Below are 14,731 nucleotides of genomic sequence, written 5' to 3' on the forward strand. Positions count from 1 at the left end.
CTTTACCAGTTGGATAATCGTTTGTATCATATATATACCTTTTTAAACTTTGTAGGTGTTCTCAAATAAAAAAGATCATGGTGATCTCTTTCGTTCATTATTTGTTCCTTTTTCGCCTTGCCAGCAGCAGGAGCCCGAGTAATAATGCCGGTGCTATTGCTCCTATCAGTTTTGTTTTGGAAATTTTTTCCAGGACACTACTCTCCGGGCCTGTTTCAGGTATGCCGGAAGTTTGTGGTATTTCTTCATCCACTACTGCATTCAATGGCTCATCTACGGCCTTCTTTGGTTCTTCAGGGGTGAACAGGTCCCTTATAAAGGCCTTCCCGAATGAGTGTCCTTTTCCATTTTGGCTTTGTCCTACATCGACCCCTCCAATAGCGTATGTGGAGAAATGAGTGACCTTTGCCCAGATGTAGTTCTCTGTGGTGTTGTGACCGGTATCAAGGCAGAATGATGGGTTTCCTGATCCTTCCAGTGGGACCCAGGTGGTATTGTTCTCATCATACCAGTAGATCTTCAGGTTATTCTCATCCATTCCTTTCAGGTCACTGTCCTCATAATTGATGAATATGTAGGCGTATCCCATAGCTTTGCTGAGGTTGACATTCTCTTTGAAGGTAACAAATCCAACAGGGGTGTCAAAGAGTGGGTTCGAGATATCTTTTGGTAATGGTCTCTGTTTTTTGATCTGTAACATGCCTGCTTCAAGACTTTGGTTCAGGCCGATGGTGACACGGATCTTGTTCTTTGTGTCATTGATTGTGATCTCATCACCCGGACCTCCTGAGATGTTCATTCCCAGGTCAGTGATGTAGATTTCATCCTGCTCAAAAGCAACCATGTTGTAGCCGGAGGTGACTCCTGTGAACACAAGGTAATCCCCTTCGGAAAGGCCGGTTGTATTTGCATAGAGGGTCGCATTGGTACCATATACTGCATTGTATGCCACGGATATGTTGTCCGCTCCGAATATATCGGTCAGACGTTCCTCTACATCTGAGCCATCAATATCGTTCTTTGACATTCCCACGAGGTCGAAGCCATCTATTATGGGGATGCTGTTCATGAACACATCTATCCCATCTTTGGTTCCATCGAAATCAAAGCGGACATCGGTGGTATAAGCGCTTTCCTTTATGAGTATGGCACCGTAGGTGTAGGTCTTGTCAGGTGCATCTTCCACTGTGATGTCGAGCTGGACATCCTTGCTGTTGCGGGTGATCTTCAGATCAGCCTTGTGGTCCAGGACCTCGAAGGCAGTGGCGGAGAGCACTATGTTCTCTTCAGTTATGTCATCGGCGAGGATGATGATTATTCCATATGAGCCGGGTGTCATGTCTGTATAGGTCATTGACATGTCCCCGCTGGCATCAAGCAATACTCCTTCTGTTGCCCGGGAGTTGTCATAGATGGCCTGAGCACTTGCGGAATTCCCTTGCATGGCATCATCAAGAACGTGTTTCAGGTCCACTATGGATGAGTTGAAAAGATACACGTCCACTTCCCGGCTGGCAAAATAGCCGGAGCCGTGGAATGTGAAGGATACATCGTCAAGTCCGTTCTTTGCTACGTACATCTGATGGGTATCGTATGGATAGCTCATCACATGGTCTATGTTATTCTCCACGTTGAGATCGACCGTAATGTTCCGTCCTTTTATGATCGCGTTCTTGCTGCTTATTCCGTTATAGGTGAAAGTGAAGGGTGAGGGTACTTTAAAGGCATTCCCGCCGCTAAGGCTTATCCAGTTACCTTCTGCCGGATCATCATGATCGGCAAAACTGACGTGTTGCTCACCGATGCTTATTTCCATTATATACTCATCATTCGTGGTATTTGCAGATACCACTGTAATGAATGAGAATGTGATCAATAAGGCTAAAATTAAAGTTATTCCAGTGCATAATCTGCTCATACATACCACCTTTTCGACATGCTCCGTTCACTTCTCCTGGAACGTACCACTATCTTTAATATTATCAACTATTTTTTACATTGTTGTTCTGTTAGTTATTAATGGTTTCGACTGGAAATATTTCAATTGAACGCTGTCAATCCTCTGCAGAACAAGTGTCTTTTCTGTAGCCCTCATTTCCTGAAGGTGGACTTCAGGAGCAGGGCATCGTCCTTCAGGTTCGGAATTTCACAGATGACAAGCCCTTTCACGTCGAACTTCCGAAATGCTTCCATCAGGTTGGTGTGATCAAGGTCGGACTCCTGAATGATCAGGTGGTTCTTTTCCCCTCTATCCCCATAGGCTATGCCGGATATGTGGCAGTGCATGTTCTCCAGTCCCTTCCCTGCCAAGAGCACTTTCAACGCTCTCAAGGAAACTACGGAATTCCTCTATAGTATTATACTCTCCGCAGCTGCGTGCGTGCAGATGTGAGAAGTCTATGCAGGGCATTACCCCCTCGATGGCTGTCGCCATCATCAGGGTCTCTTCCAGACTGCCGAACTGTGTCGCTTTGCCGGTGGTCTCCGGGCGCAGCACTAATCGATGCCCTCGTCTGCAAGTTCTTCGTAAAAGTGTCATTGCTAGATCAATGGATCAAGGATATCATCCGGTAGATACTGGTTCTGGCATCATCTTGTGACATCCTGCCATACTTCTCTATCCCTTCATCCGAATTATATGCTGAAGTGATACATTTTTCGAGAAATGGGTATTTTTCCATTAGTCTACCTAGTACGGAGATCTCTATCTGCTCCCCGCCATGATCGGGATCGATCAATGCAAGAACGTCTGCATAATCTTTTATTAGCTTTCCTGTCTCCCATTCAATATCATCACTTGTCCCATGAGCAATTCGATAATTGCGGTCCCATACGGCTTTCAATTTCAAAACAAGCAATGTTGCCCGGTTTGGTACTGCCATTTCGATCCCTCCCCGAATTTGCCTTGTTTCTGTGTTCCCGTTAAGAATGCTGAAATCTAAAGACATGTCCTTCCCTTCAAAAGGAAAGGGCTTTTGCCTGGTTGCAAAATCAATGATGACCGGACCTGCTTCAGTTTCCTTTTTTACACTCGTTGGTATCCCTGGTAGCTTATATGGTGTAAAATCACGATCATTTCGCAGGTGATGCATTAAGCTCTTTCGTGTACTTGCGTTCGTTATTAGGTCTATGTCGATGGATCCGTACCAGGAGTTGTATGAATCGACTGCCCAGCCACCAATGAGCACAGTGGTTGGATCCTCTCTTTCATCCTTTTCATGAAGGTAACGACCAATTACCTCCAATTCATCTATGGAATATCTGATAATATTACCCATATTTTCATATTGAGTCATATGTAGAAACCATTTCTTTTGTAATGTCCATTGTAGAATATCCCATTCCGGCCAGGTCAAGAAGTGTCTGCGAGGGTGATACGACCCTGATCCCCTCTTTTTTGCGGCTATCCTGAAATACGTCCCTGTCAGGCCTATAAACCACTGCTTTTATGGTATTTCCTGAATGGGACTCAAATAATTCCCGGAAATGGTCAAGATGTTCATCTTTCAGATATAAATAAACTGCATCATGTCTTACACCATAACCTGTGTAAAGTGACGCTGCAGTGTATGTTGTGAATCCCACAGGCATGTTATCCTGCATTGCAAAGGCTTCTGTAATCTCTCTTGCTGCATGCATGGACCCGCTGAACGGTATACGGATCTCATCGATCTTAAGATTTGCAAGCGGGCGTTCCCATGCAACGCCATTGAGCAGTTTGTCCACGTTTGAAATGCTCACGTGGTTGTAATCACGTTTCACAATATTCTGCCGCAGCAATGCCTGGACCGTTTTGTGTGCCCATCCATATGATACATTTTCGATAAGTGACAATTGGCGTATCGAGGTCTTTTTTTCTTTCAACAGACGGGATACAATTTTCCATGATCTGTCCGATGTGATCCGGTGGGTTTTGGATACGAACTGTTCATTGCTGCCGGGTTTGAATGTCCAGGGAAGTTTTAGCATAATGATACCCAATTGGTCCATTATCCGTTTTTCCCTTTCAGGAAATGATTTTGCAGCAACGACCAGTTGTATGCTCTTCCTCTTTTCCATCTCTTCATTCTGCAGCCAGAGATCCCGAAGCAGGTTCATCCTTGCGATCGTATCGATGGTAGCTTTTGATTTGATCTCTATAAGGTATATGGTGTCATTATCTTCCAGTAAAGCATCCGGGCGGAGGGGTAGATCACTCACGTAATACTCATATGATGTGCTGAGGCTGATATTCAGGTTATCAGAAGGGATGCCCAGGCTATCTTTGATGTAATTCAGGATCTCTTTGTACTCAATTGATTCTTTTTTTATCATGTACAGTTATCACTATATTATGATAACTACTTAAACTTATCAGTGATACCTATCGTTACTTTGTGATATGCACATAATGTTATCACTGATATCCAGCACTGTCAGGAAGGCTCGGAAATAAGCCCGGCTAGCCTCTTCCTTTTCCAAATTCACTGTCTGAAAGTATCCTGCAGCAGCATTGCATCGTCCTCGAGGTTCGGACTTTCACAGATGACAAGCCCTTTTACGTCGAACTCCCTGAACACTGCCATAAGGTCGGTATAATTAAGGTCGGACTCCTGAAGGATCAGGTGGTTCTTTTCCCCTTTATTCCCATAGGCTATTCCGGATATGTGGCAGTGCATGTTTTCCAGTCCTTCCCTGCCAAGAGCACTTTCAACGCTCTCAAGGACACTACGGAATTCTTCTATAGTATTATACTCTCCGCAGCTACGTGCGTGCAGATGTGAGAAGTCTATGCAGGGCATAACCCCCTCGATGGCTGTCGCCATCATCAGGGTCTCCTCCAGACTGCCGAACTGGGTCGCTTTGCCGGTGGTCTCCGGTCGCAGCACTACATCGATGCCCTCGTCACTCAGTCCTGAGGTAAGACCTTCGAGCAGCCCGGTGACCTTTTCCATTACTTTTTTGCTGCTGTGGCCCTGATAATAGGCAGGATGGAATACGATGGATGATGCTCCGCAGAGGGCACCGATCCGGGCGGACTCATATATACGCTGTACACTGGCCGTGATCTTCTCTTCTTCAGCGGAATTGAGGTTGATGTAATAAGGTGCATGCACACTGAGGGCCACGTTCTCTTCTTCTGCTGTCTGCCTGACGTTTGCAGCGGTCTCTTCTTTCATGCGAACCCCTCGCACGAACTCCAGTTCCATGCAGCCAAGCCCAAGCTGGGCTATACGCCTGATGCCATCGATTGAGCCTTTTTTCTTTGAGCTTAATGGAGCTCCTGCTGTTCCGAAGAGCAGTTGCTTCATCACACAGTCCGCAGGAGTTCTCTTGCGTAAGCTGGGGGAGGAATGCGTCATTTTGTCAGTTCTTGTCATGTTCTTATACCTCGTTTACTTCTGTTTTGCCGTTATGTATATTGCCTATACAGTGTAATATATGAATGTGGATAGAACTATCAAACTGAAACTGGAGATGTCTGACGAAGGCAAAGAAAATCTCAAGCAAACAGTTGTGCTTTTCAACCAGGTTTTCAACGAGGTTGCTGAATATGGTTTCAACAACCATACTCATAGCAAGGTATCTATCCATCATGCTACTTACAAAGACATTAGAGAACAGCACCCTGAACTGCCGTCTTCGTTGGTCCAGGGTGCAAGAGACGTTGCGTGCGAAGCTCTCAAAGGTGTCAAACTTAAGACATGTCCAGAGAGTCAGCCGTACTCGGCGATCAGGTACAATAAGAGAGTTGTTACGATTCACATGCAGTACAACAGTGCTACGATTGCATCCATCCACGGCCGAGTAAATATCTCTTTCAATATACCTGAATACTACAAACAGTATCTTGGATGGGAAATTAGGAGTTCCACGCTTAGGTATGACCGCAGACAAGATGTTTTCTATCTGCATGTCACACTTCGTACTGAATCTCCTAAACCGGTCGGCAATACTATTCTTGGTATCGATCGAGGGATTGTCAATGTCGCGGTTTGTTCCAATAATGTTTTTTTCAATACGAGTAGCATCAAAAATACAAGAGCTAAATATGCATATCTCAGGAAGGAACTCCAGTCCAAAGGCACCAAATCTGCTAAACGTCTTCTTAAGAAGATCAGCAGAAAGGAAAGACGGTTTGTGACTGATGTTAACCATTGTATTGCCAAAGATATTGTCAATATGCCCTTTGATGTGATCGCTCTTGAAGACTTGACCAGCATTCGCGTTCAGAAACGCAAAGGTAAGAACTTTAACAGAAAACTCAACAATTGGAGTTTCTACCAACTTGAACAATTTATACGCTACAAAGCCGAAGCTGTGGCTAAACAAGTTGTTTCGGTTGACCCCAGATATTCCAGTCAAAAATGTTCCAAATGTGGACACATTTACAAAGGGAATCGGGATGGGAGTTCTTACCGTTGTCGCAATTGTGGATTTCAAATACATGCTGATCTCAATGCTGCTCGAAACATAGCTCAGGCAGGTATATCTTGCCTGAGTAGGCTGACTGTCAACCAGCCAAATGTAGGGTTGAAAGTTCCACTAGATGCAACTTAATGATTCACTTACAAGCCTCTTCCGTCAGGCTGGGGTAGTTGGCGCCATCCCCAGGTGAAGACGCAGTTCCTTTGCTTTCTCCTCGGATACTTTCTCTGCTACAAGCTCGAAGAAAGTGTCAACATCTTCATCCTCAAGGGATCGTATGTCCTCTTCTCCTTTCAGAGCAAGCTCTACAAGGTAGTCCAGCTCTTCCCCGGTAAGTCTTTCAAGTCTTTCCCTGAAATCATCAGAGTCCTCTACGAACTTGTGAGATATAGGTCTCAGAATGAACGGATACGGGTGCCCCATGGGCGACATGTGCGTACCGCCGTTCTCAGGTGCAAGCTTGTTGAAGATCTCTTTATCCCTGTCTGAAAATTCTCGTCCCATGCGTCACACTATGTCAGAATGATATAAAATCGTGTCTTTTTTGATTGGAACGTGTATGATATGTGTATATGAAAATTTGGAATATTTACTGGTGATGGATATATTGTTATTTTTATATATAGTTTCAAATTCGTTATGCTGCTCTGCAATATTTTTATGAAGGACGTTTACTTCTTATTACTGATATATATGTGTATGTGTTAATCTGTAATCCATTTATGGCACTTGTGTATTTCATAATCGGCATTATACGCCCTTCTTCATCATATTTATTTTTAATATGTGCATATATTTAATGGATACACTTATATGTTGTGAATTTTATAGCCATAAATCGGTGAGGTGGTTTGGTGATGTACAAATTTGTGGTCACTGATAAAATTATGATCAATATAGTCCTGAAAAATGAATGTGAGGTATGCCAATGACCGTGGTAGCGGCTATTCCTGCATACAATGCTGAGGTTCATATAAAGAACATCATTAAAAGAACGAAGTACTATGTAGATCATGTGATCGTTGTTGATGATGGTAGCAGTGATGCTACAGCTCATATTGCTACTAATATGGGTGCACGGGTTATCAGGCATGGTGACAATCTGGGGAAAGCTGCCGCACTGGCAACGGCTTTTGAGGCTGCAAAAAAATTAAACCCTGCTGTGCTTGTGACGATCTATGCTAATGGTTTTCATAATCCGGATGATATCCCTTCAATATTAAAACCTGTACTTTCAAAAGATGCGGATGTTGTAAACGGTGCTTACATTTCTTCTTCCAGTATTGGGCTTGATGCTACTTTTGATGATGCGGAGGATACAAATGAAGCCAGGCTCGTTAAGGATAGTGGTTTTCGTGCGTATTCTTCAAAGACGCTCGATACTTTCAAATTCACAAAGACCGATGGTGCTATTGAGGTCGAGCTTATCGATGAGGCTATTAATGCAGGCTTCAGGGTCAAAGAGGTGCCTATTAAGATAATCGATCCGGTCAAGCGGGAACTTCTTGCAAGAACACGCATAGGTGTGGTAGTACCCGCCTACAATGAGGAGAAGCTGATCAAAAATACTGTTGAAGGTATTCCTCAGTATGTTGACCGTATCTATGTGATAAATGATGCGAGCACGGATAATACTGCAAAGGTCATCGAGACGTTGAACGACCCGAGGGTGGTCGTGATAACACACGAGACCAATAAAGGTGTGGGTGCTGCACTTATCAATGGATACAAAAAAGCACTAAGGGAAAATATGGATGTTGTGGCCGTGATGGCCGGTGACGACCAGATGAACCCTGATCAGTTGTACAAGCTCATTATCCCGATCATTGAAGGCAGGGCCGACTATACGAAAGGCAATCGCCTAATGGATATCGAATACCACATCGGAATGAGCAAGTGGCGTAAGGTCGGTAACGCAGTGCTGACCATTCTTACAAAGATCGGCAGTGGATACTGGCACATAATGGACCCCCAGAACGGCTATACAGCTATCTCAAAGGATGCCCTCATAGGAATAGGACTCGATGATGTTTACACATACTACGGAGAATTGCGATTAACTGCTGATTTTTTTCAAAGCAAATATTTCCAGCTAAAATTTTGAGCTTTTCTCTCTATTTCCAGCAGTTTGCTAGTATCTATTTATATACTTTCCAACTTTTTTGAATAGCTACCGCTATTCATCCTAATGATTTTCTTCTTATTGTCCTCAATTGATAGAGATTATAGCTGAATGCTGTAATCGCCATTTTGACATTTACTCTTGCCAACGTTGTTACTCTTACAAATCCTGACGTAAACACATTTTTGATAACAGCATAAGGTCTTTCTCCCTTTGCTCTTTTCCTGCTTATTCTTTTGTTTCTCATCTTATCCCTAATACCAATAGGGTGCCCTCGTACTCCCCTTTGCATAGTTGCATCATATCCTTTTGAAATTGCACCAAAGTAACCTCTATCTCTGTAAACAACTTCGCCTTCTTCAGAAAGATCCACCTGACTATCATGAACTGAGGCAGTAGTTGTCCTATATCTCCTTATCAGATCATATTCGGTATCTTCAATGGTATGTAGTTTATATCCAAAATGTGACTTAGATGCCTTTTTTGTCCATGTACCGTCCTTACATCTTCTGGTCTTTGCTTCATTTCCACGAGGAGTATCAAGATTTGCATGTCCTGGATCAGCATGTATAAATGTTGCATCCTGAATCATACCTTGCTTGATCTTCAGACCTTTCTTATTAAGTTGTCTTTGCATTTCATTCCAGATTTCATCTTCTTTTCCTGCCTGGGAAATTCGTTCTCTAAATGCCCAAACAGTAGTATGATCTGGAATTTTTGCAGGAAAGCCCAAGAATTTCCTAAAGGAAATTCTATCAGTAGCTTGTCTTTCAAGTTCAGGGTCAGATAGGCCATGCCATTGTTGCAATACTAACATTTTGAGCATGACGATTTCATCAACGTTTGGTCTGCCACCGAACTCTGTTTTATTGATATACATCTCTGCTATAATTGGACGAAATGGTTTCCAATCGATGAGAGATTCAATTTCAGAGAGCTTGTCACCGAGATTTTCAAGACGTTTGTACTCTTCTTTAAAAGCAAAGTTTGTTAAGGACATAATACAAAATTATTGTAATAGGTTATAAATATTGCTTCTGTTTGAGGGGTTTATCGGAATTCTCTCTTCTTTAAAAGCAAAGTTCGTTAAGGACATAATACAAAATTATTGTAATATGTTATAAATATTGCTTCTGTTTGAGGGGTTTATCGGAATTCTCTACGGTTATTGTAACCATATGCTTGTGAGGCTGAATGCCTTTGGTTTCAGGACCAAGGATATAACCATGCCCTCCCGATATGGCGAGGAAAAATCCACCATCAAGTACAGCCCCTACATGGTAAAGGTCTCAGCAATGCTGTTCAAGAGCTTCCTCTGGAGACTCAAAACAAAATACATGGTGATGAGCTTCCATCCCCTGGTATTGTTCTACATCCTGTCGATGTTCCTGATACCCTTTGGAATCATCTTTGGCCTGTCCATGGTAATTGCATCCCTGGCCGGATTCACCGTACAGACAAACTATGTCCTCCTGGATGCCCTAATATTCCTTTCCGGTATGCAGTTCCTCCTGTTCGCTATGTTCTTCGATATGCAGGAGTCGGACAAAGGTATGCGATATCTTGAGAGAACTTGTATTGAATCCTGATGTGAGTAGAATGATTCTGAATCGTTTACGGTTTGTCCGTAGTATGTTTAGTTGTTTGTTTGTGATGTGTGCTAAAAGAAGGTGGTTGTTGTGAAAGTACTGATAGATATAGGTCATCCTGCACATGTTCACTTTTTTAAGAACATTATTTTGGGTTTAGAAAAGAACGGTCATGAAGTTTTGGTTACTTCTCGTGATAAAGATGTAGCTATTGATCTATTGGATGCTTACAATATACCTTACATACCAGTAGGAAAGATTGGTTCAGGAAAGTTTGATCTGATAAAAGAATGGATCAAGAGAGATTATGACATTTTAAAGATTGCAAAGAAATTCAATCCTGATCTTTTGATGGGTATGCTTAATCCATGTGTTGCCCATTCAGCAAAGCTTTTGGGTAAAAAATGTTTTATATTCAACGATTCCGAAGTTGTCAATTCAACGGCACTAATTACTTATCCATTTTCAGATGTGATATTTACGCCATCGAATTTCAGTAAAGATGCTGGGAAGAAACAAGTTCGAATAAATGGATATAAAGAACACTCATATCTGCATTCAAATCATTTTAACCCTGACCCCTCTATTTTTGATAATCTAGATATTGGTATAAATGATAAATTTATTTTAATGCGATTTGTTGCATGGAAGGCAGGCCATGATGTAAAGCAAAAGGGTTTTGATCTTGAAACTAAGATCCGCTATGTAAAAGCTCTTGAAAAATATGCAAAAGTTTTCATTTCATCAGAGACCGAACTTCCTCCTGAGCTTGAAGATTATCGAATCAAAATTCCTTCTGAAGATATCCATAATTTTGTTTATTATGCTGATCTGCTAGTCGGTGATAGTCAGACAATGACTACGGAAGCTGCTTTACTTGGAACTCCTGCAGTCAGATGCAATTCTTTTGTTGGCGAAAACGATATGGCCAATTTTGTTGAACTCGAAAATAAGTATGGACTTATTTTTAATTTCAATAATTATGATGAAGCAATGAATAAAGCCATTGAAATAATTCAAGATCCAAATATTAAAGATGAATGGACTAAAAAAAGAGAATTAATGTTGAATGAAAAAACAGATGTTTGTTCCTTTATTGTGGATTATATTGAGAAGTATTGGTCAAATGTGTAAATATTATTGACTTTAAGGTGGATATTATGAAAATAGCAACTATTGTTGGAGTTAGGCCTCAATTTGTGAAAGCTTCTGTAGTTTCCAGAGAGCTGAGGAAAACACACCATGAAGTCTTGATCCACACAGGCCAGCACTATGATCATAAAATGAATCAGGTCTTCTTCGAGGAACTCAACATTCCTGAACCAGATTATTTCCTGGAAATAGGTTCTGGGTCTCATGGTTATCAAACAGGCGAGATGTTAAAAAAGATCGAAGAGGTCTTGATAATAGAGCAACCTGACCTTGTATTAACCTATGGTGATACAAATTCGACTCTTGCTGGTGCTTTAGCAGCTTCTAAATTGCACATAAAGACTGCTCACGTCGAATCTGGTTTACGAAGCTTTGACAAAACAATGCCTGAAGAAATAAACAGGATTGTAACAGATCACTGTTCAGATATCTTATTTTGCCCAACAGAAAATGCTGTAAACAATTTGAAAAATGAAGGAATTACCGATAATGTCTTTTTAACAGGAGATGTAATGGCTGATTCTGTGATCTACAACAAAGATATTGCAGAAAAGCAATCTACCATCCTGAACGATCTAAATTTGGAAAGCAAGAATTATTTGCTCGCAACTGTTCACCGTGCCAGCAATACTGACAACCCTAAAAATCTCCAAAATATCGTAGATGCTTTTTCAAAATTGGATGATTTGGTCGTATTCCCTGTTCACCCCAGAACTAAAAAGCTGTTAAAGGAGTACAATTTGTACGACAAATTAGCTTCTTCAGTAAAGTTAATTGAGCCTGTTGGTTTCCTTGATTTCATTAAATTAATGAATAATTCAAAAATGATCCTCACCGATTCAGGTGGTATCCAAAAAGAAGCCTATATTTTGAAAATCCCATGCATTACATTACGTGAAAATACGGAATGGATGGAAACTGTTGAAGATGGGTGGAATGTTTTGGTTGGAGTTGACAAGAGTCGGATTGTTAATGCGATTGATGAATTAAATCCAGTATCTAAAAATCATGATGATCGATTTGGGAATGGAACTGCAAGCAAGAAAATTATTTTGGAGATTGATGATGTATTCAAATGTTAAAAATGATTTTAAAAAATACTCTGGTAAAAATCTTCTAGTTATTGCTCCTTCTTATCCAAATGAGGATAACACATTTATTGGTGGATCTTTCATAAAAAATCAACTTGAGTCATTAAAAAAACATTTTGATAACATTTTTGTAATATCTCCTGTATTATTCAGTTTCAATAAATTAGATAAAGATAAGTTGTGCAATAATTATAGGTATGATAATATTAATGTGTACTTCCCTCGATCCTATTACATCCCTATTTTTTATTTTAATAAAATATTAATCGATAATCGGCTCCATGTTGTTGAAAAAATAATCAAAAATGAAAATCTTAAATTTGATCTAATTCATGCACATTTCACATGGCCTTCTGCATATATTAGTACAAGTTTAAAAGAAAAATATCATGTTCCTACAATCACTACAATTCATGAAAATGCTGAATGGTTGGTCAAGGAGGCTGGAATAAATTCGTCACTTATAAACAATGCTTGGCGCAATTCGGATGTTTTGATAAGAGTTAATTCAAAAGATTTGCCGATATTGAGTGAATATAATAAAAATGTCATTTCAATTCCCAACGGGTTTTCTTCAAAATTCAAATATATTGATAAAATGGAGTGCAGGGGAAAACTAAATCTTCCTAAAAATAAAAAAATAATATTTAGTTTAGGTGGCTTAATTGAAAGAAAGGGTTTTAATTATTTAATAGATGCAATTAAATTTGTCACTAAAAAACAAAAAGATGTATTATGTTTTATTGGGGGGAATGGGCCTTTAAAAGATGCTCTCCAAAAACAAATAATAGATTTAAATTTACAAAATAATGTTAAACTAGTCGGGTTTGTAACGGATGAGTTACTCTCCATCTGGATAAATTCGTGTGATATATTTGTTTTACCAAGTTTAAGTGAAGGAAATCCTACAGTTATGTTTGAGTGTTTGGGATGTGGAAAACCATATGTTGGGACTGGGGTGGGTGGAGTTCCAGAAATAATCACTTCTGATAAATATGGGTTGTTGGTTGAACCTGGCAATTCACAAGATTTAGCTGAGAAAATCATAATTGCATTGAATAAAGAATGGGATCGAGATGCAATTCTGGAGTATAGTGATCGTTTTACGTGGGATAATATAGCTTTGCAAACGATGGATGCATATAATTTGGCTATAGCCAAATGCAAAAATAGCTAAATGGGAGATAATATGTTTGAAAATAATAGTGTTATATTAATTACAGGTGGTGCAGGCTTTATAGGTAGTCATGTTGTTGATAAGTTAATAAATATTGGCAACCGAGTTATTGTGTTTGATAACTTGAGTTCTGGTAATTTAGAATATATTGATCAACATCTTGATAATCCAAACTTTACATTTATTAATGGTGATTTGCTCGATACAGATAAAATAACGAAAGCATGTCATAATATAGATTGTGTTTATCATATTGCAGCAAATCCAGATGTAAGATTAGGGTTCTCAAATACCAAGGTACATTTTGATCAAAATATTACTGCTACTTACAATCTTCTTGAAGCTATGCGTAAAAATAACATTAGAAATATTGTGTTTACTTCCACATCAACAGTATATGGGGAAGCATCGATTATTCCCACGCCTGAAAACTATGGTCCACTTGTTCCGATATCACTTTATGGGGCATCGAAACTTTCGTGTGAAGCCTTAATAACTTCGTACTGTCATACATTTAATATGAGGTCATGGATATTTAGATTTGCAAACATTATTGGAGAGCGCAGTACTCACGGTATTATATTTGATTTTATCAAAAAACTTCACAATAATCCTGATCAACTTGAAATTCTTGGTGATGGGCAGCAATCAAAATCATATTTGCATATTAGTGCTTGCATTGATGCAATTTTATTTGTAGTTAATAAAAGTCTAGACGATGTTAATATTTTTAATATTGGCTCAGAAGACACAATTAACTCAACACAAATTGGTATGATCGTTGTTGAGGAAATGGGGCTTGAAAATGTTGAATTTACATATACTGGTGGTACGAGAGGATGGAAAGGGGATGTTCCACGAATGTCACTTTCAATTGATAAATTAGAATCTCTTGGATGGAGTTTGAGTTGTTCTTCTAAGGGAAGTGTAATAGAAACAGTACGTTCATTGTTATCTACAATTTAATATTATTAAGGTGGTATCTAATATTATTTCAAGTAAGGATTATACAATTTGTAGTAACAAAGGTTGGTGGTATTTCTGAAATGATTACTTCTAATGATTATGGTTTATTATATAATTCTAATAATTTCATTCAATTATTTAACAAAATTTCATTGGCACTAAATTCGGAATGGAACTATTATAAAATTAAAGAATATGCTGAACAGTTTTCTTGGGCGAATATTTT

15 protein-coding genes are annotated in these 14,731 nt (G+C 39.9%); 7 read left to right on the plus strand and 8 right to left on the minus strand.

The genetic code is table 11. The annotated features are described in order from the left end of the window. Positions 1 to 97: 97 nt before the first annotated feature. The 6 genes from MBUR_RS10405 to MBUR_RS10425 all read right to left on the minus strand — a co-directional run bounded on the left by MBUR_RS10405 (position 98) and on the right by MBUR_RS10425 (position 5,360). On the minus strand, positions 98 to 1,918 hold the full coding sequence (locus tag MBUR_RS10405) for a TIGR04279 domain-containing protein (protein ID WP_011500030.1): 1,821 nt from the start codon (positions 1,916 to 1,918) through the stop codon (positions 98 to 100). A gap of 173 nt (positions 1,919 to 2,091) precedes the next feature. Next, positions 2,092 to 2,286, minus strand: coding sequence for a hypothetical protein (locus MBUR_RS14180; protein WP_198003738.1), 195 nt, complete (start codon positions 2,284 to 2,286; stop codon positions 2,092 to 2,094). After that, positions 2,249 to 2,539, minus strand: coding sequence for a hypothetical protein (locus MBUR_RS14185; RefSeq protein ID WP_198003739.1), 291 nt, complete (start codon positions 2,537 to 2,539; stop codon positions 2,249 to 2,251). Before MBUR_RS14185 ends, MBUR_RS14180 begins: the two co-directional genes overlap by 38 nt. Positions 2,540 to 2,546: 7 nt before the next feature. Further along, entirely contained in the window at positions 2,547 to 3,278 is a 732-nt protein-coding gene (locus MBUR_RS10415) for a hypothetical protein (protein WP_232221900.1), read from the minus strand. 4 nt (positions 3,279 to 3,282) lie between these two features. Continuing rightward, positions 3,283 to 4,314, minus strand: a complete 1,032-nt coding sequence (locus MBUR_RS10420; RefSeq protein ID WP_011500032.1) for a hypothetical protein — start codon at positions 4,312 to 4,314, stop codon at positions 3,283 to 3,285. A gap of 149 nt (positions 4,315 to 4,463) precedes the next feature. Next, complete coding sequence (locus MBUR_RS10425; protein WP_011500033.1) at positions 4,464 to 5,360, minus strand: TIM barrel protein; 897 nt, start codon at positions 5,358 to 5,360, stop codon at positions 4,464 to 4,466. Positions 5,361 to 5,421: 61 nt separating this feature from the next. Here MBUR_RS10425 and MBUR_RS10430 point away from each other — a divergent pair, with 61 nt between their 5' ends. Next, positions 5,422 to 6,540 carry an RNA-guided endonuclease InsQ/TnpB family protein gene (locus MBUR_RS10430; protein WP_011500034.1) on the plus strand — a complete coding sequence of 373 codons (1,119 nt, stop codon included), beginning with the start codon at positions 5,422 to 5,424 and terminating at the stop codon, positions 6,538 to 6,540. Between the two features lie 24 nt (positions 6,541 to 6,564). Here the strand turns inward: MBUR_RS10430 and MBUR_RS10435 are convergent, their stop codons facing one another. Then, the gene (locus MBUR_RS10435) at positions 6,565 to 6,912 is read right to left on the minus strand and encodes a hypothetical protein (RefSeq protein ID WP_011500035.1); all 348 of its coding nucleotides are present in this window, start codon (positions 6,910 to 6,912) and stop codon (positions 6,565 to 6,567) included. 424 nt (positions 6,913 to 7,336) lie between these two features. Between MBUR_RS10435 and MBUR_RS10440 the strand changes: the two genes are divergently transcribed. Continuing rightward, the gene (locus MBUR_RS10440; RefSeq protein WP_011500036.1) at positions 7,337 to 8,512 is read left to right on the plus strand and encodes a glycosyltransferase family 2 protein; all 1,176 of its coding nucleotides are present in this window, start codon (positions 7,337 to 7,339) and stop codon (positions 8,510 to 8,512) included. A gap of 76 nt (positions 8,513 to 8,588) precedes the next feature. Here MBUR_RS10440 and MBUR_RS10445 read toward each other — a convergent pair whose 3' ends face one another. Further along, a complete protein-coding gene (locus tag MBUR_RS10445; protein ID WP_011498312.1) occupies positions 8,589 to 9,530 on the minus strand; it encodes an IS5-like element ISMbu1 family transposase in 942 nt (313 codons plus the stop codon). A 127-nt stretch (positions 9,531 to 9,657) separates the two neighbouring features. Between MBUR_RS10445 and MBUR_RS10450 the strand changes: the two genes are divergently transcribed. The 5 genes from MBUR_RS10450 (at position 9,658) to MBUR_RS10470 (ending at position 14,505) form a co-directional block, all read left to right on the plus strand. After that, on the plus strand, positions 9,658 to 10,119 hold the full coding sequence (locus MBUR_RS10450) for a hypothetical protein (RefSeq protein ID WP_011500037.1): 462 nt from the start codon (positions 9,658 to 9,660) through the stop codon (positions 10,117 to 10,119). A 90-nt stretch (positions 10,120 to 10,209) separates the two neighbouring features. After that, on the plus strand, positions 10,210 to 11,253 hold the full coding sequence (locus MBUR_RS10455) for a DUF354 domain-containing protein (protein WP_011500038.1): 1,044 nt from the start codon (positions 10,210 to 10,212) through the stop codon (positions 11,251 to 11,253). A gap of 26 nt (positions 11,254 to 11,279) precedes the next feature. Continuing rightward, on the plus strand, positions 11,280 to 12,353 hold the full coding sequence (wecB, locus tag MBUR_RS10460; RefSeq protein WP_011500039.1) for a non-hydrolyzing UDP-N-acetylglucosamine 2-epimerase: 1,074 nt from the start codon (positions 11,280 to 11,282) through the stop codon (positions 12,351 to 12,353). Further along, positions 12,280 to 13,539 (plus strand): glycosyltransferase, encoded by a 1,260-nt coding sequence (locus MBUR_RS10465; protein ID WP_198003740.1) that lies wholly within the window; start codon positions 12,280 to 12,282, stop codon positions 13,537 to 13,539. The genes wecB and MBUR_RS10465 overlap by 74 nt, the downstream gene beginning before the upstream one ends. A gap of 12 nt (positions 13,540 to 13,551) precedes the next feature. Next, positions 13,552 to 14,505, plus strand: coding sequence for an NAD-dependent epimerase/dehydratase family protein (locus MBUR_RS10470; RefSeq protein WP_011500041.1), 954 nt, complete (start codon positions 13,552 to 13,554; stop codon positions 14,503 to 14,505). Positions 14,506 to 14,731: the final 226 nt, after the last annotated feature.

The organism is Methanococcoides burtonii DSM 6242 (assembly GCF_000013725.1).
In the GTDB taxonomy this organism is placed as follows: Archaea; Halobacteriota; Methanosarcinia; order Methanosarcinales; family Methanosarcinaceae; genus Methanococcoides; species Methanococcoides burtonii.

Coding starts and splice junctions, on each gene's coding strand:
- MBUR_RS10405 (WP_011500030.1), bottom strand. CDS start 1,918: ATGAGCAGATTATGCACTGGAATAACTTTAATTTTAGCCTTATTGATC.
- MBUR_RS14180 (WP_198003738.1), bottom strand. CDS start 2,286: ATGCACTGCCACATATCCGGCATAGCCTATGGGGATAGAGGGGAAAAG.
- MBUR_RS14185 (WP_198003739.1), bottom strand. CDS start 2,539: ATGACACTTTTACGAAGAACTTGCAGACGAGGGCATCGATTAGTGCTG.
- MBUR_RS10415 (WP_232221900.1), bottom strand. CDS start 3,278: ATGGGTAATATTATCAGATATTCCATAGATGAATTGGAGGTAATTGGT.
- MBUR_RS10420 (WP_011500032.1), bottom strand. CDS start 4,314: ATGATAAAAAAAGAATCAATTGAGTACAAAGAGATCCTGAATTACATC.
- MBUR_RS10425 (WP_011500033.1), bottom strand. CDS start 5,360: ATGACAAGAACTGACAAAATGACGCATTCCTCCCCCAGCTTACGCAAG.
- MBUR_RS10430 (WP_011500034.1), top strand. CDS start 5,422: ATGAATGTGGATAGAACTATCAAACTGAAACTGGAGATGTCTGACGAA.
- MBUR_RS10435 (WP_011500035.1), bottom strand. CDS start 6,912: ATGGGACGAGAATTTTCAGACAGGGATAAAGAGATCTTCAACAAGCTT.
- MBUR_RS10440 (WP_011500036.1), top strand. CDS start 7,337: ATGACCGTGGTAGCGGCTATTCCTGCATACAATGCTGAGGTTCATATA.
- MBUR_RS10445 (WP_011498312.1), bottom strand. CDS start 9,530: ATGTCCTTAACAAACTTTGCTTTTAAAGAAGAGTACAAACGTCTTGAA.
- wecB (WP_011500039.1), top strand. CDS start 11,280: ATGAAAATAGCAACTATTGTTGGAGTTAGGCCTCAATTTGTGAAAGCT.
- MBUR_RS10465 (WP_198003740.1), top strand. CDS start 12,280: ATGATGATCGATTTGGGAATGGAACTGCAAGCAAGAAAATTATTTTGG.
- MBUR_RS10470 (WP_011500041.1), top strand. CDS start 13,552: ATGTTTGAAAATAATAGTGTTATATTAATTACAGGTGGTGCAGGCTTT.